Here is an 18,083-nt window from a genome sequence, read left to right on the forward strand (position 1 = left end):
AAGGTGCGGTTCTGCTAAAAAAACGCGTTAAAGCCTGAATTTGGAACTTGCTGATGTTTAACTGGTTTAAATCTGCCAAAACCGATGCTTTGCCTGAAGCCGCACAGCAACTGCTGCAACACTGGCAATTGCCCGACAGTGGCGCGCCGCTGGCGTTATTACTTGACAGCGTAAGCCTGCAAAAAAACAATCTGCGTATCAGCCTGAAACTGCCGCTGTTATCCATCGCACAGCCGTTGCAGCAGGCGCTGCTTGATGCCGGTTTTAGTTATCAGTTAAGCCTGGATTATCAGCTAACAGCAGCACCGGTATTTAAAGATATTAAGCAGATTATTCTTATTGCGTCGGGTAAGGGCGGAGTGGGTAAATCTACCACTGCCGTTAATCTGGCGACTGCGCTGGCGCTGGAAGGTGCTAAGGTTGGCTTGCTGGATGCGGATATTTATGGCCCGTCTATTCCTGTGATGCTGGGGCTGAGCGGCGAGAAAATCAGCTCGCCGGATAATAAGTTAATGCAGCCCAAGTTTGCTCATGGCGTGTATTTACAGTCTATCGGTTTTCTGGTTGATCCACAGCAAGCCTCAGTTTGGCGCGGCCCCATGGCCAGCCAGGCGTTGTTGCAACTGCTGAACGAAACGCTGTGGCCAGAGCTGGATTATTTAATTGTTGATATGCCGCCGGGCACCGGTGACATTCAACTGACCATGGCGCAAAAACTGCCGGTTACCGGTGCTGTGGTAGTAACCACACCGCAGGATGTAGCACTGTCGGATGCAGAAAAAGCCATCAGCATGTTTCGTCAGGTCAATATTCCGCTAGCGGGCCTGATTGAAAATATGAGTTTTTACCAGTGCAGCCACTGCGGCAGCATTGATGATATTTTTGGTACTGAAGGCGGTATCTTATTGGCAGAGCGTTATCAGGTACCGGTGCTGGGCCAGTTACCGCTGCAAAAACAGATCCGCGAGCAGGCCGACGCCGGGGTGCCCATAGTGTTAAAACAGCAGCCTGTGGCGCAAATTTACCGTACAATTGGCCGGCAACTAATGCTGGCATTGCATTGGCAGGCTGCAGCGCAAGCGGCTGGCCAACCTGAAATAATAATAACGGACGATTAAAATGAGACTGTGTGACCGCGATATAGAACGCTATTTAGCTGAAGGTAAAATTAGCATTACTCCGTTGCCTGATGCCGACATGATAAGCGGCGTGAGTGTTGATATTCGTCTGGGCAATAAATTTCGTGTATTTGTTGCCCACACCGCTGCTTATATTGATTTAAGTGGCCCACGCGCCGAGGTGGATAAGGCACTTAACAGCGTAATGAGTGACGAAATTTACATCGCAGACGGTGACAAGTTTATTTTACACCCCGGTGAGCTGGCACTGGCGATGACGCTGGAATCGGTCACCTTGCCGGATGATATTGTCGGCTGGTTAGACGGGCGCTCGTCTTTAGCGCGGCTGGGATTAATGGTGCATGTTACTGCGCACCGCATTGATCCGGGTTGGTCTGGCAATATCGTGCTGGAGTTTTATAACAGCGGTAAGTTGCCACTGGCGCTTAGGCCACAGATGAAAATTGGTGCGCTGAATTTTGAACTGATGACAGGCCCGGCCGAGCGGCCTTATAACAAAAGGCTGGATGCGAAATATCAGCAGCAAACCGGCGCTGTAGCCAGCCGTATTGGCCACGACGATAAAGGTTGATGCCATGTTGTTGGCGTAAAAAGTAAAAAGCCCACGCATAAGCGTGGGCCAAAAGCTATAAAACAAAAATGAAGCCGGATGATTATGCAATAAAGTTGCATAGCTTGGCAATGTAGGTGGGTAAAAATTCTGTATCAGGCTATTTGGTAACATTAGGCCATGTGGTAAATAGTGCAGCGCTGCATTATGCTAAATTAATTTTTTGTCTCAGGGAGCGACGGCTGTGGCTGATAATACTACACAACATAAATGGCGTTTTTTCCGCTCAGGCGGTTTTGATCAGGTTGCGCTGGAAACCGGTGCCGACTTGCAACACCTAAACGAGCTTGATCCTAAACTCTGGACAGTGCTGAGTTGCCCAACCTCCGGGCTGGAAATTAATAGCCGCACTTTGGCGTTATTAGACGTAGACGGTGACGGCCAGATCCGGGTGCCGGAAATACAGGCCGCAGTAAGCTGGTGTTGTCAGCGCCTTACTGATGCGCAGTTGATGTTTCAACCACCTGGCGTGCCACTGGATGCAATTTCTGACGCTGATGAAATTGGCGCCGCCATTAAACTTGCCGCTTTGCGGGTGCTGGAATATACCGGCAAAACCGCTGCTGACAGTTTACAGGTAGGCGATTTTACTGATAAATCCCGTTTATTCTCACCGGATCATTTCAACGGTGACGGCGTGGTGATGGCCGAGCTTACCGCAGACGATGATGTAAAACAGCTGATTACCGACATTGTCAGTGTGTTGGGTGGCGTGGCTGACTGCAGTGGCGGTATGGGTACTGACACCGAGATGTTAAACAGTTTTATGGCGCAGGCGCAGGCCATAGTTGATTGGCATAAAGCCGGTGCCGCAGAGTCGGACGATTTGCATCCGCTGGGTAATGACACCGCTGCAGCAGTAGCGGTATTTGACAGTGTGCAGGAAAAAGTGGATGACTTTTTTGTTCGTTGCCAGTTAGCCGCATTTGACAGCCGGGCCGCCCAAACGTTAAACCCTGAAGCTACCGTATATGCAGTGCTGGCAAACCGGGCGATAGGCCAGAGCGATGATGATATCGCGGCTTTACCGCTGGCCGAAGTAGGGGCTGGCCTGGCTTTGCCATTAGGGCAGGGTATTAACCCGGCCTGGGCGGAAAAAATTGAGCAGTTATCTCAGCTGGTTATCAAGCCTTTGCTGGGTAACACCCCGGACAGTTTAAGTTTGGCCGAGTGGTCAGCTATTTCAGCCAAACTGGCAACCTGGCGTGCCTGGCAGGCTGCTAAACCTGATTCAGCCTTACATCAGCTAGCGCCCGAACGTTTAACTACCATTGTTACCACCGATGCTGCAGCGCGGTTGCAGCAGCTTATCGCCCTTGATGTAGCTGAAAAAACCTTTGCCGATAATGTCGATGCAGTTGAGCGTCTGGTGCATTATCAAAGCAATCTGGTTACCTTGCTGCGTAACTATGTATCGTTAAGTGATTTTTATCAGGGCGAAAATAAAGCTATTTTTCAGGCCGGAACCCTGTATCTGGATCAACGCAGTTGCGAGCTGGTGCTATATGTAGCAGATATGGCCCGCCACGCCAGCATGGCGCCGTTCAGTGGTTGTTATCTGGTGTATTGTACCTGTACCCGCCAGGGGGAGGCGGCAGTAAATATTGTTGCTGCACTTACCGGAGGTGATGTCGATGAGCTGATGGTGCCGGGGCGCAACGGTATATTTTATGATCGCAATGGCCGTGACTGGAAAGCCAGTGTAATAAAAGTAGTGGCCCAGCCCGTGAGTATCCGCCAGGCTTTCTGGTCACCCTATAAACGGGTCGCCGCTTTTATTGAAGCGCAATTGCAAAAATTTGCCGCTTCGCGTGATAAAGATATTGAAACCAAAACGACCAGTGGTGTAGCCGATGCCGCCGCAGCACCGGCAGCGGCAACATCTGGCTTTGATATTGCTAAATTTGCCGGTATTTTTGCGGCAATTGGTCTGGCGTTAGGGGCTTTAGGCACCATGCTGGCGGCGGTGGTTGCCGGCTTGTTTTCGCTGCAATGGTGGCAGATACCTTTAGTACTGCTTGGCGTTATGCTGCTTATTTCATGTCCGTCTATGTTAATGGCTTTTATGACATTACGGCGGCGCAATCTTGGGCCTTTGCTGGATGCCAATGGCTGGGCGGTTAATACCAGAGCAAAAATTAATGTACCCTTTGGTGCTGCGTTAACCGGTTTGGCTAAGTTGCCCAAAGGCGCCAAACGCTCGCTAAAAGATCCGTACGCCGGGAAAAAACAACCCTGGGGCTTAATACTGTTGATGGTGCTGGTAATTGCCGCCGCAATTGGGTATTGGTGGTACTGGTAAGTGCAGTGGCCAGTAATAAATGTATACAGCAGCAATAATTAACAAACAGGATAGTGAAGGTGAATTCAGGCAGTATTATCCGGTTATTTTCGCTGGCCGCTATTTGGGGCGCTTCCTTTCTGTTTATGCGTATTGCGGTGCCGGAGCTTGGCCCGGCCTGGCTGATGTTTGGCCGGGTGCTGCTGGCGGCACTGTTCTTGGCACTGGTTGCCGTAGCATTTAAACGCAGTTTGCCAATACGTGGCTACGCTAGCCACTTTATGGTGCTGAGCTTTTTTAATACCGCTTTACCATTTTTGCTGTTTGCCTATGCGGCGCAAACACTAACCGCATCTTTACTGGCGGTGCTTAATGCTACAGCACCGTTGTGGGGCGCATTAATTGGCTGGGTGTTTTTTCGCCAGCGTATGTCATTAAAAATTGCCGGCGGTTTACTGCTGGGGATCAGTGGTGTGGCCATACTGGTAGGCTTTGATGCTACTGCAAATAGCAATGCCTTACCGGCTATAGCTGCCGCAGCAGGGGCTGCCTGTTGTTATGGTATTGCCACCTGGTATACCCGGTTGGCTAAACCGGTGCCGGCTTTTACCAATGCACATGGCAATATGTGGGGGGCCTGCCTGTGGTTATTGCCATTACTCTGGTTTATACCCTTGCCGGTGGCTGAGCCGGCCATGCAAAGCTTGTATGCTGTGCTGGCGCTGGGAGTGATTTGTACCGGTGTGGCCTATATGCTGTATTTCCGGCTGGTGCAGGATTTAGGTGCTACACCCACGCTAACCGTTACCTTTTTAATACCGGTATTTGGTGTATTGTGGGGCCACCTGTTTTTAGATGAAACTGTCGGCTGGCATACGCTGGCCGGTGCTGCCATTGTTATTATCGGCACCATGCTGGTAACCGGTTTTAGCCTGAATTCATTACGCGCTGCAACAGCGCCTGTTAAGGAGTAAATATGAAACTATACGGTTCACAAACCTCACCTTATGTGCGGCGCATTCGCTTATTGCTGGCTACTACCGCACACGAGTTTATTAACCTGAATATTTTTACCGGTGAAGGTCGGCAAACATTGGCAGCCATTAACCCGGCACTGCGCATTCCAATGCTGGACGATGCAGGTCAGGTTATTTTTGATTCTGGCGTGATCTACCGTTATCTGGCAGCCAAGCTGGGCATAGCGCCGCTTAGCTGGTATCAGGAAAACCAGCTAACAGTAATTAATGCCGTAAGTGATTCTTTAGTGATGCTGCTGCAATGCAGCCGTAGCGGCTTTGACACCAATGACGATAAGCTGTTTTTTAATTTACAGCGTGAGCGGGTAGCTACCTCTTTGTATGTGCTGGAACAACAGGCAGCAAATGACGAGTTTGCCAAATGGGATTATGTTGCCATGGCGCTATATAGCCTGGTGGACTGGACTTTGTTCCGTGAACTGCTGGAGTTTGACGATTATCCGGCATTACTGGCCTTTGTTGCGCAAAACAAAACGCAACCGATGATTAAAGACAGCGACCCACGCCTGGGATAAGCCGGCGCAGGCCTTTATTACGGCGCTGCTACTGTGCTGCTTTTAGCAGCACAGGTTCAATTAATACACTCTGCTCAGCGTCGGACAGCCAGATCTGGCCTTCGCTGATATTGCACTGCAGGTTCATAGTGCGGTTTACCAGTTTTGCCATGGCTTTTACGGCTTCTTCGCTGATTTCCAGCACCGCCAGATTCTGGTAACGCTCCAGAGCTTGTTGAATGTTTTTCCACCATACCGGTACGCTACGCCCGCCATAGCAAAATAATTGCACCTGTTTTGCCCGTCCGGCGGCTTTACGCAGCCATTTTTCATCGCTTTGGCCAAACTCTACCCACAAATTAATCTCACCACTGAGGGTTTTGTCCCATAACTCCGGTTCATCGTCTTCTGCGCTTAAACCTTTGGTAAAGGCCAGCGTGTCGCTGGCATTGATGGCAAAGGCTAACAGGCGCACCATCATACGCTCGTCATTTTCTGACGGGTGCTGCGCCAGTGTCAGGCTGTGATCCTGATAATAATGCCGGTCCATATCAGCAATTTGCAGCTGAACTTTAAATACAGTGGCTTTTAGTGCCATAAGCAAACCCGTAATCAATGCAAAGGCAGCGAGTGTAACGCGAACCATGATTTTGCTCAATTTAACAGTTTGGCGCGGTTGCATCTGCCACGGCCGGACAAACTGCGCTATGCTGTGGCTAATAACCGCTAACCAACTGAGTTCAATCGAAAGTGTCAGAATTTGATATTGATATGGTGCAAAACTTTTTAATCGCCTTGTTGTTGGGGGCGTTGGTTGGCATTGAGCGGGAAAAACACCGCCGCGACGAACACCCCGGGGGCTTTGGTGGCTTACGCACCTACATTTTGTTTGCCCAGGCTGGTGCGGTGTCGGCCTGGTTATCACTGCATCTGCAATCACCCTGGCTATTTGTCATTACCGTTTTGGTGGTTGCACTGGCCGTACTCACCGCTTACATACTGGAAAACCGGCATAACCCGACGGCGTTGGGGTTAACCAGTGAAATCAGCGCTATTACCGTGTGTTTACTCGGTGGCGCAGTGATGTTTGGTTATGCTGAATTAGCGGTGATGCTGGGTATTCTGACATCGGCCATTCTTACCTTTAAACGGCCGCTGCACACTATGGTCAGTAAAATCGACAATGAAGATTTATACGCCGGAGTCAAACTGCTGATAGCCAGCTTTATCGTATTGCCATTACTCCCAAATGAACCAGTCGATCCCTGGCAGGCGCTTAACCCTTACCGGCTTTGGTTGCTGGTAATACTGATTTCCTCTATGTCGCTGCTGGGATATGTTGCCGTGCGCTGGCTTGGTGCTGCCCATGGTGCCGTAGTTACCGGTATTAGTGGTGGCCTGGCATCGTCTACTGCCGTTACCTTAAGCTTTGCCCGCAGCAGTAAATTTGAACCCGATCCGCTGGCTGCCGATACTCAGGCCTGCGGGGTATTATTGGCCTGGCTGGTAATGTTTGTCCGTGTGCTGGTAACAGTAAGCATTGTGTATAAACCTTTGCTGGCACATTTGTGGCTGCCGTTTAGCGTTATGGCGGTGGCTACTGCCGCTATGGCGGCTATTTACTACCAGCTTGGCCGCAGGCGTTATCAGGCACCACAACAAAGTACCGTTAAGGTTAGTAACCCGTTTAGCCTGATTGCAGCAATGAAATTTGGAGTGTTGTTTGCGGTTATTTTGCTGCTGGTTAAACTTACCGAGCAATATGCCGCCAGCGAAGGCTTGTATATATTGGCAGCTGTAGCAGGTTTAACTGATGTGGACGCCATAACCTTGTCAATGGCGGATTACGCCCGGCGTATACCTGAGGGCATAGCACTGGCCGCTGGCGCTGTTACTGTAGCAGCACTGAGTAATACCGTTGTTAAATGTATTCTGGTGTTTGTATTGGGTGGCAGGGCGCTGGCTAACAAGTTGTTAGTTGCCACGCTGGTAATACTGGCTTTGGGGCTGGCGGTGCTGTTTTTCGTTTAAGGATTGCGGCACAGGCTTCAGGCTGGATTAAGCCTTGCCCTGTTCAGATAGCGCGATAACATAAATTCCGGAGATACCATGATGAAACCAACCAGCATTGCCGGCTTGACACTGCTTAGTGTGCTTGCTTTGCCTGTAATGGCTGCAACAGTGCTGACAGATGCTAATCTGGACCAGTTTGAAGCCATGTTGCCCAAATTACAGCAGTTAGAGCAAAGGCCACAAAACAAGCAGTTTAAGTTACAGCAACACTGTGACTGGCCACGACACTACCGTGAGCTTAGCGCACAGGAAAAAGATTCCGCTTATCAAACGCAAATTGAGCAACTGGCGAAAGAGCATGGTTTTACGCCGGTACAGTTTGTTGAGTTAAGTGCCAAAGTAACCTGGCCCGTGCTGGATGCTGTGCAGCCTGCGCTGGAAGTATCACGCCAGGCGTTGATGTTTTTACCGGCAGCGCAGCGGCAAAAAACTGAAAAAAGCATTCAGCAGGGCCAACAGTATTACCAAACGCTAACCGGTTGCTTAACCGCAGATGATAAAACCGCACTGGCTAAACACCATGATCGCATTATGCAAATGGCCAAACGCCTTGGCGGTGTAGAGCAAATATTGCCGCCTGGCATGGCAGCACAAAATAAGTTTTAACGCTGGTTGATCTATACGTATTTGGGTACAGTAATGATGTTATCAACACAGTAAGTGTTATATCCGGGTTATTGTCGCAGCTTAGTCGCTACCCAATCGCTATTTAGTCGCAACCTAAGGTTTTCAGATGAAATTGAGTCATTGTGTTTTAGCCAGTGTTATCGGTACCAGTTTGGTGTGTTGTACAGCAATGGCACAAAGTGCCGCATCACAAGGTTTTTCCTATGGTGTGGGTGTCGGGGTTAATCAGGAAATATATCAGGGCTACAGCAACCGCACTATCCCGTTACCTATCATTGGTTATCAGGGCGACAGGCTGACGGTATACGGGCCTTTTGTAAGCTATAAACTGCTGGATCTGGGTAATATCAGTTTTAGCGCCAAACTTGCTCCGCGGTTTGCTGGTTTTGATGAATCTGACAGTGCGGTGTTTAACGGTATGGCCAAACGTAAAGATTCAATTGATGGCGGTATTGGCATGCAGCTGCGCCAGGATAGCTGGAAGTTTGAAGCCCAAACCGTATTTGATTTATTAGGTAACTCTAACGGCCAGGAATCAAAGGTATCAGTGAGTTATAGCTACCGTGCCGGGCAGGTCATCATTGAGCCGGCATTTGGCGTCAGCTATTCCGACAGCAATCTGGTCGATTACTACTACGGCGTGCGCCCGGATGAAGCTACAGCGCAGCGTCCCGCTTATCAAGCCAGTGGTGCCGTTAATTATAATGCCGGCGTTTCTGTCACTACGGCGCTGTTTTTTGGTGGTATGACAAGACTTGGTGTACAACATCACTGGTATGGCAGCAGTATCAGTGACAGCCCGTTAACGGATCGTGATACCGGGCTGTCAGCATTTTTATCCTGGTCGCGGCTGTTTTAACTTAATCTGTTAAGGCCTGCACTAACTGGTGTATGGCCTTAAGTTGTATCCCTTCTTTGGTAGCATAATCAGCGCCGGTATAGCCCCACCAATCCCAACAAGCATTAGGGTTAAATGGGTTTATGCTGCTGGCAGTGGTTTGCGGGTATAACACCACAATATTATTGCTATCGGCATAATTATTCAGCCCGCTGCCTGTTACATAGGCTTCGCCTACGCTGGCGGCATTTTGCTTACAACCATGAAAACTAACATGTAACCGGCAACTTTCACCGCTGGCACAACTTTGTGGTATGTACAAATAACCGGTTTCAGCCAGGGCATCTTTGGCAGCCGCAGCCAGCTGATGCTGGTTAATTGTAATTAGCCGGCCGCTGCTGCTGGCTGTTTTTGCTTTAACACTGCCCAGTAAGTGCTTAAGCAGCTCGCCTGCAGCATCATAATTACAGCTGGCCAGAAAAGGCGGCTCAGAGACATCGCAACTACCCAAAGCAGTATTGTCTGTCGGAAAGGTATGGCCAAAAGGTTTATCTGTTATCAGTGCAATATGGCTGCTATCAACCCATTGCCGGTACTGCTGGTAAAGTACTGCGGCCAGGCCGGGGTATACTGTGGTGTCTTTGCTGCCATGAAAAATCCATACTTTGTCATCTTTAACTGCTGCAACCGGCGCCAGCTTGCCCGTGGCGCGCTGCGCGGTTAAATACTGGTTTATTGCATTCATATCCGGCGAGCTGCTGGCTTTATTAAAACAATGTTCCAGGGCCAGGCCTAAACTGTTTTGCGCACAATATACCGGGCCACCGGCCAGCATGGCTACGCCGCTAACCTGTTCGGCAAATGCTAAGTGGTACTGGCCAGCCATATAAGCGCCGCTGGATAAACCCGACAAGGTAATGTGCTCTGCCAACTGCAGTTTGGGCAATGTCTGCTGTGCTGATAGCGGTATGGCAAAAGCAGATAACAGTGTAAAACTAACCAACTTAAGTTTGGGCATAACGGCTCCGGCAATAACAGGGTAATAGACTACGGAATGTTGCATAAACGTGGCCCGGCAACAATAAGGCTTTAGTACAGCACTAATGCCAAAGTAGCGCCAAAGTAAAAAAGTAAGGCTAAAACTAAAACCTTATTGCTCGGTGGTGTTAATGCAAGTTAATAACCTTCGCCACCCCACGTGAGCGCGGATCGGCAACGGCAGTTATTTTGCCGTCTATTACCTGAATTGCCTGAATATCACCAAGGTTCCAGCCTTGAGTCACCAGCTGATAGCCCTTGGCCTTTAGCTCATTTTGTACTGCTGTACTAAGCGATGCATAAGGCTCCATGGTGATCTGATCTTTGGGCAGTAACTGATGATGAAAACGCGGTGCAGCCACAGCGTCAGCCAGCGGTAACCGGTAGTCATATAAATTCGTCATTACCTGAAAAATAGAGGTGAAAATGGTTGAGCCACCCGGCGTGCCAATCACCAACCCGACTTTACCATCTTTTATCAGCAGGCTGGGGGTCATCGACGACAACATTCGTTTGCCCGGTGCTATCGCATTGGCATCACTGCCTACTACGCCAAAGGCATTGGGAACACCGGCCTTGGCAGAAAAGTCGTCCATTTCGTTGTTCAGTAAAAAACCAGCGCCTTCTACTATCACGCCGCTGCCAAAATCCAGATTCAGCGTATAGGTGTTAGACACCGCATTACCGTCTTTATCCAGCACAGAAAAGTGCGTGGTGTGGTAGCCTTCCAGCCCCGGCTTTACCGCTGCGGTGGCCGATATTGCTGCCGGGTTTATCTCCGCCGCGCGTTTATCCAGATAAGCACTGTCAAGCAGTTGCTGCTGCGGTACTGTCGTAAAGTCTGGATCGCCCAGATAATCGGCGCGATCAGCAAATACGCGTTTTTCTATCTCAGCAATTAAATGCACATACTGGCTGCTGTTAAGCGCAACATTAGTAAAGTCGGCACTGCGCCGCTGTTTTAATGCCAGCAACTGGCTAAGCGCAATACCACCAGAACTTGGTGGTGCAGCAGTTACCAACTGGTAATCGCGCCAGGGGGTAATAACCGGCTCACGCCAGCCAGCTTTATATGCCGCTAAATCATCAAGAGTGATCAGGCCGCCACCGCGTTGCATTTGCGCTACCAGTAATTTAGCCGTTTCACCTTGATAAAAGTCGGCCGGGCCATGTTCAGCAATACGTTTTAGAGTGCTGGCAAGCTCGCTTTGAACAAAGTTTTCGTTAGGCTGCATAGCAGAAAAATAGCGGGCAAAATTGGTTTTGCCTTCCAGTTGGCTAAGTAAATCGGCACGGTACTGATACTGGTTTTCTGCTACGGTAAAACCATTTTGGGCATAGTAAATAGCAGGTTGTATCAGCTCTGCCCAGGGCAGGCTGCCAAACCGCTGATGTGCCTGCCATAATCCCATTACTGTGCCCGGCACACCACTGGCTTTATGGCCAATTAAGCTTAAGTTTTCAATAACCTGTTTTTCTTCATCTAAATACATATCACGTTGGGCAGCTGCAGGCGCTGTTTCGCGGTAATCCAGAAAGTAAGCTTTACCGTCAAACCACAGTGTCATAAAACCACCACCGCCAATATTGCCCGCCTCAGGGTAGGTTACTGCCAGTGTAAAAGCAGTTGCTACCGCAGCATCAACCGCATTGCCGCCTTTTTTTAATATTTGCTCTGCCACTGTGGCACCGTACTGATCCGGCGAAGCTACGGCAGCCTGGCCTTTAAGGCAAGCCTGTGCCGCGGCTGAAAGTACAGCCAGGCTGAACAACAAATAAAAGCTAACGCGATACAAAAACTGCATAACAAACCACTCCGCTGAGAACCACGTTATCAGTTCTAACGTGGTTATTTGTTAATTACAAGATGTGACAGCTGATAAAGCACAGGCTATGCTGATAAAGTTAAAAAAAGCTTTGACTCTGGCAGTGAAATTAACTGCTAAATCAGGAACATCGAAGTAATAAAAAAGGATATATCATGGCATTTTGGAAAACCGTGGGCGGGCGTTTGTTAAGCATTCCTTTACTGGCATTGCTTGGTTTTATGGTGCTTGGTGCAGTGGCGTTAAATGCCTTGCAGCACAGCCTGACAGAGGGCAGAGAAAACAGGGTTGTGGCGGTAATTGACAGCGCCCTTAGCCTGGTGAAACATTATCAGGCACTGGAGCAGAGCGGCAGCCTGAGTAAAGATCAGGCACAACAACAGGCCATGGCTGCCATTAAGGCCATACGCTACGATGGCACAGAATATATCTGGATTAACGACACCGGCCGTCCCATTCCCAAAATGATTATGCACCCGACAGTACCTGCGCTAGATGGTACCGTGCTCGACAGACCCAACTTTAACCATGCCACTTTAATGCGTAGCCGCGATGGCAAAGAGCAGCAAACCTTAAATAATGCCAATCTGTTCGTCAGCTTTGTTGATGTAATAAACCGCTACGGTGACGGTTTTGTTGAGTATCAATGGCCAAAACCATTAAAAGGCGGTGGGGTAACCGAGGAGCGTTATACCAAGCTGTCTTATGTCGCAAAAGACGATAGCTGGGGCTGGGTGCTGGGCTCTGGTATTTATATCGATGATATGAAAGCGGCATTCTGGGCTGTTGCGATGCAAATTGGTGTGGTGGTAATTATTATTATGCTGCTGACAGCGGGAGTGTCGTTATTTATCCGCAGTTGGCTACTAAGCACGCTCGGTGGTGAAGTGGCCGACACCAAGCTGTTGGTGCAGCAGGTTGCCGCCGGTGATTTCTCTGTGCAGTTTGCGCTGCGAAGTGGTGACAATGACAGCCTGCTAGCAGCGCTTGGCATTTTGGTTAGCCAGCTACGTAGTATTATCAGCCAGCAGATATCGATGGCCGAGCAATTGTCGATGCAATCTGAGGCTTTAGATGACAGCAGCCAGCAAACGCAGCAGATTTTGCAAAATGTTATGGATCAAACCGCGCAGGTTGCTACTGCGGTAAATGAAATGACAGCTACCTGTGAAGATATGGCACGCAGTGCCACCACTGCAGCCAAAGCTGCCCGGGATGCCGACACCGAAACACAAAACGGGGTAACGTCAGTTGGCCAAACCATTACCGCTATTGACGCGTTAAAGCTGAAGTTAGAGCAGGTATCTGAGGTTATTGCGCAGTTATCCAAGCGCGGTGAAGAGGTTGGGGCAGTAACCGATGTTATTGGTGCCATTGCTGAGCAAACTAATTTACTGGCACTAAACGCGGCCATTGAAGCTGCCCGTGCCGGTGAAATGGGCCGAGGCTTTGCCGTGGTAGCCGACGAAGTACGCACCCTGGCCAGCCGCTCGCAAGCTTCTACGCAGGATATCAACAAACGTATTCAGGGTATTCAGCAGGACTCTGCCAACGCCGTGCAATCTATGACGCAAAGCAAAGCTGAAACCGAGCAAACCATAGTCTGCTCGCAGCAAGCCAGTGAGGCGCTAAAACGCATAAATACCGCAGTATCCAGCATTACCGATGTTAACGACCAACTGGCCAGCGCCACCGAAGAGCTGGCCGTGGTGTCGGGCACCATCAACGAAAATATGGAAAATATCGCCACGGCAGTGGAAAGCACTACAGCAAAATCGACCGAGCTGTCAGTCGCCAGCCAGCAACTGCGAAAAATGGCCAGTGATATGAAAAAATCGCTAAGTGGGTTTAAACTGTAAGTATAGACATAACATCCCGTGATAGAGCACTGTCACGGGATGTTATCTGCCACAGATTCAAATTAGTTATTTACAGACTTAAGTGAGCAGGTTTGTGTCTTTCGTTGCAGTTGTGATGTTCACATTGGCCAGCATTTTTTTCTGAGCGTTTTCAGCATCTTTCTGCCAGGATTTCTCACTGGCATTGTCAACCCGGTGTTTAAAAGCAATTGTCAGGTAAAACTTGCTGCTAAGTGGCAGGCAGTAAAAGTCTGTCCGGGTTGGGTGTCTATCGTATTTTTCCTGATAAAACACCCATTCAAGGCCTTGCAGGGTAATGAGTTTCGCTGCTTGCAGCGGTGGGTAGCCATAATTATTGATCCGGCCTTGCAGTTCTTCGCGGTAGCGCTCTTCAGTGAATGGCGAACCTCGGGATGCACGAAGTTCTGCATATTCTTTCAGTTCTGCCTCAATTTCGGTATTGCGGCCAAGGCCGTATTCACCATCAGTGCCAATTACAGATGAATTGTAGTGCTGGTCATGTTCATCAATTACATGTTCATCAATTACATGTTCATCAATTACATGTTTAGCAAGTACCTGGCGGTCAAGTGCATCAACACCTTCTGGTACTTTCTTTAACCAGACATTTAACCACAACCAACCGTACTCACTGCCATCAAAACGCAGCAGAGGCGCTAAGTAGCACCAACCCTCAGTATGTATCTGGACATACTTGTGTTGATCTTTCTGTTGCTGGTGTTGTTCAAACCAGCCTACTGAGCGAAACGGGTAATTAACCTGCTTTGGTTGCTCGTCAGAGGTAATATTGGAGTAGGGCAGCGTAAGCTGAACAGAATACTCTTCCAGCAAAAAGCTAAGCTTTTGCTGCTGGTTGAAATCAGGCCCGCCAGCGAACCCCTGCCACCAGTTTTTTAGCAACTTTACTCTGCCTTTTTGCTCGTATGAACCAGTAAGTTATCAGCAGTAATATCAACCGGGCTCACTTTTAAGCTATCCAATACCATTTGTTGGGTCGCTTTGGCGTGTTTAAGCCAGCGCGTATTACCAGATTGACACACGGTATATTGGAAACTGATAGCAAAGTAGTAGCTATTATCCAGTGGCAGACAGTAAAAATCTGCGCCATTAGGTAAGTCTGGACGCCGCTTATCCTGATAAAATACCCAGTCCTGCCCGTGAAGTGAAATGATGTTGGCAGGTGCTAATGGCGAATAGCCGTGGCTGTTAATGGCTATTGCCGTATATTTTTCCAGATTATCTAACCTGTAGGGAGAGCCTCTCGAAGCAGCTAACTCCGCTTCGGCGCGCGTATCCTGTCTGATTTCAGTATTTATCCCCTTACCATGATTGTACGGCGTTTCTGGTTGTACTGCTGCATTGTAATGTTCGTTGTGCTCTTCTATCACGCACTGGACTAGCTGCTGCCGATCTAATGCATTAATCCCATCGGGTACTCGTTTTAACCAAAGTGAGCAAAATAGGTGGCCTAATTCACCATCGTCAAAGCGTAAAACTGGGGCGAGATAAAACCAGCATTCTGTATTGAGGTGCACGTAAAAATGCTGTCTTTGTTGTTCCATATTACTTTCAAACCAGCCAGGCCTTTTATAAGGAAAATTAACAAGACGTGGTGATGCAATGGTTTCGATATTAGAATGCGGCATGCGTACTTGCACCTGAATATCTTCCAGTAAAAACCGGTGTATTTGTTGGCGATTTAAATCCGGCCCACCGGCAAAACCCTGCCACACATTTTTAACTAAACCCATTAGCGAACCTTACCTGCATGTATCTGAATATATCGTTGTACCTGCGCTGCTTTTTTATGGTTACCCATCATCCATAATTGCTGCCTGTAAGTTTCGATGCCGAGATAAGGCAACGTATGTGGGCTTACACCTGGGCCTGAGTTTGGTCCAAATACCAGACCGCAGAATTTTAAGCTGCGACATAAACTGCTGGGCGATAAATTGTTGCCTCCAGCCAAGTTGGGCACCAAATCAAATGGGTTATTTCTTACGTCAGTAATTTTCATTCCAAGGCCTGTGGCGATATTTATCAGACGTTCCACATTTGCTCCGCTGCCATGCACTGCCAACTGTTGCAAACCTAAACGGCCACCATAATGCGCCCGGTAGTGCACCAGTGCAGCATTAAAAATAATTGCGCCCTGACTATGAGCAACCCATTTTACCGCTTTGCCTTGCTGCTGTGCTTGCGCCAATACTGCAGCTAAATGTTGCGCATTATGGGATTTAGTGCGGCTAAGTTTATCAAATAAGCACTCTGTCAGGTCTAACATACCGCCATCAGTGGGGTTATGAAACAACGTATAGGCAGATATCGTATCCGAGCTATAAGCCGCCTGGGCATGTACGCCCATTAGCCACGCTGCTTTATTAAGGTTATTTTGCATGCCATTTACTGCTGCATGTTCAGTGCGAACTTGATTTGTTGGCGCGAACTTTGGAGCAGATAAAACTAATCCTCTAATTTCATCATGATTTTTAGCGCTATCATAGTGTTGATCGGCATCTCTACCCACATGATAGAGCATAGTGCGTTCAGCTGCGGAGTTTACATTTTCTCCGGTTAATGTTTTGTCGAAAAATATTTCATCAATCACAACCTGGCCATTGGCCGCCGTGCGGTATTCAATTAAATAATGGTAACTACGAAACGGATATCGGGTGCGGTAGATACGCCGGAACGGGTTTAAACTGTGCTTGGTAGAGTAGGTTGTGCTGGGGTAGCGGGTAACGTATTCAATCTCTTTCATGACCTGCTGCTGGTCATAATCGTTCAGGCTGGCCAGCATCAACAGTGCCTGATGAGTCAGCTGCCACTTGTTGACAAAATATTGAGCGGGTAACCGAATACCGTGCTCCTGCGCCAGGTTTTTATCCAAACCGGTGTAATTAAAAGCCTGTGTTTTTCCAGTATGTATCCAGCTCATTTCTAACCTCCCTGTATCTATTTAACTTGCGCAGCATACATAACTTCTTTTTGTAACTCAATATTCACAAATTAATTTCATTTAAAATGCACTTGCTTAAGTTCGACAAACTGAGGCATCTCAGGATATCAACAAACGTATTCAGGATATTTAGCAAGACTCTGCCAACGCCCTGCAATCTATGGCACAAAGCAAAATCGACCGAGCTTTCAGTCGTCAGCCAGCAACTACGGAAAGTGCCCTGTGATATGAAAAAATCGCTTAATGGTTTTAAACTCTAAACCGTTATGTGTAAGTACAGAAACACGAAGCTCTGCAAAAGCGTGGCTTCGTTTTGAGGAATTTAATGGTCGTTACGATAAGATTTGAATCTCCGATCTCTGACACCCGATGAGAAGCTACTGTAAAGAAATTTTATAATTTAAAAACAATTGGTTGAGTTGGCAGTTTGTGCTTTTGTCCTACAAAATTACCACTTTGTCGTCAAAATGCAAACTATGCAAATCAACAAGTTAGCGTTATGCTACTACTGTATATTGGGGTAAGGAATCTATCAGGTCATGAAGCTTAAACATACAAATACAGTATGTCCGTATTGCCGCCAGATCATGAATAGGATCCCAGATCATCCCTTAAGTCGTTCACGCGAACATTTAGTGCCAAATACTCTTTTGCAAAAAACCAGGACGAATGGAGATTTTGAATTTTGGGCATGTAAAGGCTGCAACTCAGATAAATCAAACTTGGACTTTATTTTGGGAACTGTTGCTAAAAGCCAGTCTGAATGCGTTGACTTGGCGGTTAATGCATTTATCAAAGCTGTTGATTACAGGGGTAGTCAAGAAAGGTTCTTAGATATGATCCGGTCAGGAAAAAAAATGCCTGACGGCTCTATAGCACTAAAAATACCGGTTAGTGGTTTGGAAATGGCTAAGTACTGCACTTATCTCGGGCAGGGCGCCTATTTCCTGAAGAATGGCATACCAATGTCTAAGAGTATGCACATTGTATTATTTGAGGTATTCAACAGCCATGTTGCAAAAGAGCTTGAACATAGATATCGACAACAGTGGGGTACAAATGCGTATCGTGATTTAGAGCAGAATTCATATACCCGAGTGTTTGCACCTGGTGAAGCAATCATGTGGATGCGCAACGGTCAGGTAATGTTTGTCTTCCATGACAGATTCGTATTGATATTGAGAATTGTCAGACGAACAAAAGCAAATTTAATTAAGCTTGACCAATGCTCTTACGAATTTTATAGATAGCACTCAACTCAAACCATTTACTCATCATATA

16 protein-coding genes are annotated in these 18,083 nt (G+C 48.1%); 10 read left to right on the top strand and 6 right to left on the bottom strand.

The features are described from left to right. Positions 1-53 precede the first annotated feature (53 nt). The 5 genes from apbC to M2404_RS17120 all read left to right on the top strand — a co-directional run bounded on the left by apbC (position 54) and on the right by M2404_RS17120 (position 5,582). Entirely contained in the window at positions 54-1,118 is a 1,065-nt protein-coding gene (gene apbC / locus M2404_RS17100; protein ID WP_259240969.1) for an iron-sulfur cluster carrier protein ApbC, read from the top strand. A 1-nt stretch (position 1,119) separates the two neighbouring features. Then, a complete protein-coding gene (gene dcd / locus M2404_RS17105; RefSeq protein WP_068238172.1) occupies positions 1,120-1,710 on the top strand; it encodes a dCTP deaminase in 591 nt (196 codons plus the stop codon). A gap of 223 nt (positions 1,711-1,933) precedes the next feature. Then, on the top strand, positions 1,934-4,051 hold the full coding sequence (locus M2404_RS17110; RefSeq protein ID WP_259240970.1) for a hypothetical protein: 2,118 nt from the start codon (positions 1,934-1,936) through the stop codon (positions 4,049-4,051). Between the two features lie 59 nt (positions 4,052-4,110). Beyond that, complete coding sequence (locus tag M2404_RS17115; protein ID WP_259240971.1) at positions 4,111-5,004, top strand: DMT family transporter; 894 nt, start codon at positions 4,111-4,113, stop codon at positions 5,002-5,004. 2 nt (positions 5,005-5,006) lie between these two features. Next, positions 5,007-5,582, top strand: coding sequence for a glutathione S-transferase family protein (locus M2404_RS17120; protein WP_259240972.1), 576 nt, complete (start codon positions 5,007-5,009; stop codon positions 5,580-5,582). 28 nt (positions 5,583-5,610) lie between these two features. On the opposite strand, the gene M2404_RS17125 is transcribed toward M2404_RS17120, so the two are convergent. Beyond that, positions 5,611-6,159 carry a YaeQ family protein gene (locus M2404_RS17125; RefSeq protein ID WP_259240973.1) on the bottom strand — a complete coding sequence of 183 codons (549 nt, stop codon included), beginning with the start codon at positions 6,157-6,159 and terminating at the stop codon, positions 5,611-5,613. Between the two features lie 152 nt (positions 6,160-6,311). On the opposite strand from M2404_RS17125, the gene M2404_RS17130 reads away from it, so the two are divergent. The 3 genes from M2404_RS17130 to M2404_RS17140 all read left to right on the top strand — a co-directional run bounded on the left by M2404_RS17130 (position 6,312) and on the right by M2404_RS17140 (position 9,120). Beyond that, complete coding sequence (locus tag M2404_RS17130; RefSeq protein ID WP_259240974.1) at positions 6,312-7,592, top strand: MgtC/SapB family protein; 1,281 nt, start codon at positions 6,312-6,314, stop codon at positions 7,590-7,592. Between the two features lie 78 nt (positions 7,593-7,670). After that, the gene (locus M2404_RS17135) at positions 7,671-8,240 is read left to right on the top strand and encodes a hypothetical protein (protein WP_259240975.1); all 570 of its coding nucleotides are present in this window, start codon (positions 7,671-7,673) and stop codon (positions 8,238-8,240) included. A gap of 127 nt (positions 8,241-8,367) precedes the next feature. Continuing rightward, the gene (locus M2404_RS17140; protein ID WP_259240976.1) at positions 8,368-9,120 is read left to right on the top strand and encodes a MipA/OmpV family protein; all 753 of its coding nucleotides are present in this window, start codon (positions 8,368-8,370) and stop codon (positions 9,118-9,120) included. A 1-nt stretch (position 9,121) separates the two neighbouring features. Here M2404_RS17140 and M2404_RS17145 read toward each other — a convergent pair whose 3' ends face one another. Together M2404_RS17145 and ggt are read right to left on the bottom strand one after the other, a co-directional pair. Further along, positions 9,122-10,117, bottom strand: a complete 996-nt coding sequence (locus M2404_RS17145; protein ID WP_259240977.1) for an extracellular catalytic domain type 2 short-chain-length polyhydroxyalkanoate depolymerase — start codon at positions 10,115-10,117, stop codon at positions 9,122-9,124. A gap of 148 nt (positions 10,118-10,265) precedes the next feature. Continuing rightward, a complete protein-coding gene (ggt, locus tag M2404_RS17150; RefSeq protein WP_259240978.1) occupies positions 10,266-11,942 on the bottom strand; it encodes a gamma-glutamyltransferase in 1,677 nt (558 codons plus the stop codon). Positions 11,943-12,118: 176 nt separating this feature from the next. On the opposite strand from ggt, the gene M2404_RS17155 reads away from it, so the two are divergent. Then, a complete protein-coding gene (locus M2404_RS17155; protein ID WP_259240979.1) occupies positions 12,119-13,822 on the top strand; it encodes a methyl-accepting chemotaxis protein in 1,704 nt (567 codons plus the stop codon). A gap of 78 nt (positions 13,823-13,900) precedes the next feature. Here M2404_RS17155 and M2404_RS17160 read toward each other — a convergent pair whose 3' ends face one another. Genes M2404_RS17160 through M2404_RS17170 form a run of 3 tightly spaced genes read right to left on the bottom strand, consistent with a single transcriptional unit; the run spans position 13,901 to position 16,781 of the window. Continuing rightward, positions 13,901-14,743, bottom strand: a complete 843-nt coding sequence (locus tag M2404_RS17160; RefSeq protein WP_259240980.1) for a hypothetical protein — start codon at positions 14,741-14,743, stop codon at positions 13,901-13,903. A 2-nt stretch (positions 14,744-14,745) separates the two neighbouring features. Continuing rightward, complete coding sequence (locus M2404_RS17165; RefSeq protein WP_259240981.1) at positions 14,746-15,594, bottom strand: hypothetical protein; 849 nt, start codon at positions 15,592-15,594, stop codon at positions 14,746-14,748. Beyond that, entirely contained in the window at positions 15,594-16,781 is a 1,188-nt protein-coding gene (locus tag M2404_RS17170; RefSeq protein WP_259240982.1) for a hypothetical protein, read from the bottom strand. The genes M2404_RS17165 and M2404_RS17170 overlap by 1 nt, the downstream gene beginning before the upstream one ends. A gap of 560 nt (positions 16,782-17,341) precedes the next feature. Between M2404_RS17170 and M2404_RS17175 the strand changes: the two genes are divergently transcribed. After that, positions 17,342-18,052 carry an HNH endonuclease gene (locus M2404_RS17175; RefSeq protein WP_259240983.1) on the top strand — a complete coding sequence of 237 codons (711 nt, stop codon included), beginning with the start codon at positions 17,342-17,344 and terminating at the stop codon, positions 18,050-18,052. The last annotated feature ends 31 nt before the right edge of the window (positions 18,053-18,083 follow it).

This window comes from Rheinheimera pacifica (genome assembly GCF_024809855.1).
Taxonomy (GTDB): domain Bacteria; phylum Pseudomonadota; class Gammaproteobacteria; order Enterobacterales; family Alteromonadaceae; genus Alishewanella; species Alishewanella pacifica_A.

What these genes read in the sequence shown, in the direction of transcription:
- ggt (WP_259240978.1), bottom strand. Translation starts at nt 11,942, where the DNA reads ATGCAGTTTTTGTATCGCGTTAGCTTTTATTTGTTGTTCAGCCTGGCT.
- M2404_RS17165 (WP_259240981.1), bottom strand. Translation starts at nt 15,594, where the DNA reads ATGGGTTTAGTTAAAAATGTGTGGCAGGGTTTTGCCGGTGGGCCGGAT.
- apbC (WP_259240969.1), top strand. Translation starts at nt 54, where the DNA reads ATGTTTAACTGGTTTAAATCTGCCAAAACCGATGCTTTGCCTGAAGCC.
- M2404_RS17120 (WP_259240972.1), top strand. Translation starts at nt 5,007, where the DNA reads ATGAAACTATACGGTTCACAAACCTCACCTTATGTGCGGCGCATTCGC.
- M2404_RS17145 (WP_259240977.1), bottom strand. Translation starts at nt 10,117, where the DNA reads ATGCCCAAACTTAAGTTGGTTAGTTTTACACTGTTATCTGCTTTTGCC.
- M2404_RS17155 (WP_259240979.1), top strand. Translation starts at nt 12,119, where the DNA reads ATGGCATTTTGGAAAACCGTGGGCGGGCGTTTGTTAAGCATTCCTTTA.
- dcd (WP_068238172.1), top strand. Translation starts at nt 1,120, where the DNA reads ATGAGACTGTGTGACCGCGATATAGAACGCTATTTAGCTGAAGGTAAA.
- M2404_RS17140 (WP_259240976.1), top strand. Translation starts at nt 8,368, where the DNA reads ATGAAATTGAGTCATTGTGTTTTAGCCAGTGTTATCGGTACCAGTTTG.
- M2404_RS17170 (WP_259240982.1), bottom strand. Translation starts at nt 16,781, where the DNA reads ATGAGCTGGATACATACTGGAAAAACACAGGCTTTTAATTACACCGGT.
- M2404_RS17175 (WP_259240983.1), top strand. Translation starts at nt 17,342, where the DNA reads ATGAAGCTTAAACATACAAATACAGTATGTCCGTATTGCCGCCAGATC.
- M2404_RS17135 (WP_259240975.1), top strand. Translation starts at nt 7,671, where the DNA reads ATGATGAAACCAACCAGCATTGCCGGCTTGACACTGCTTAGTGTGCTT.
- M2404_RS17125 (WP_259240973.1), bottom strand. Translation starts at nt 6,159, where the DNA reads ATGGCACTAAAAGCCACTGTATTTAAAGTTCAGCTGCAAATTGCTGAT.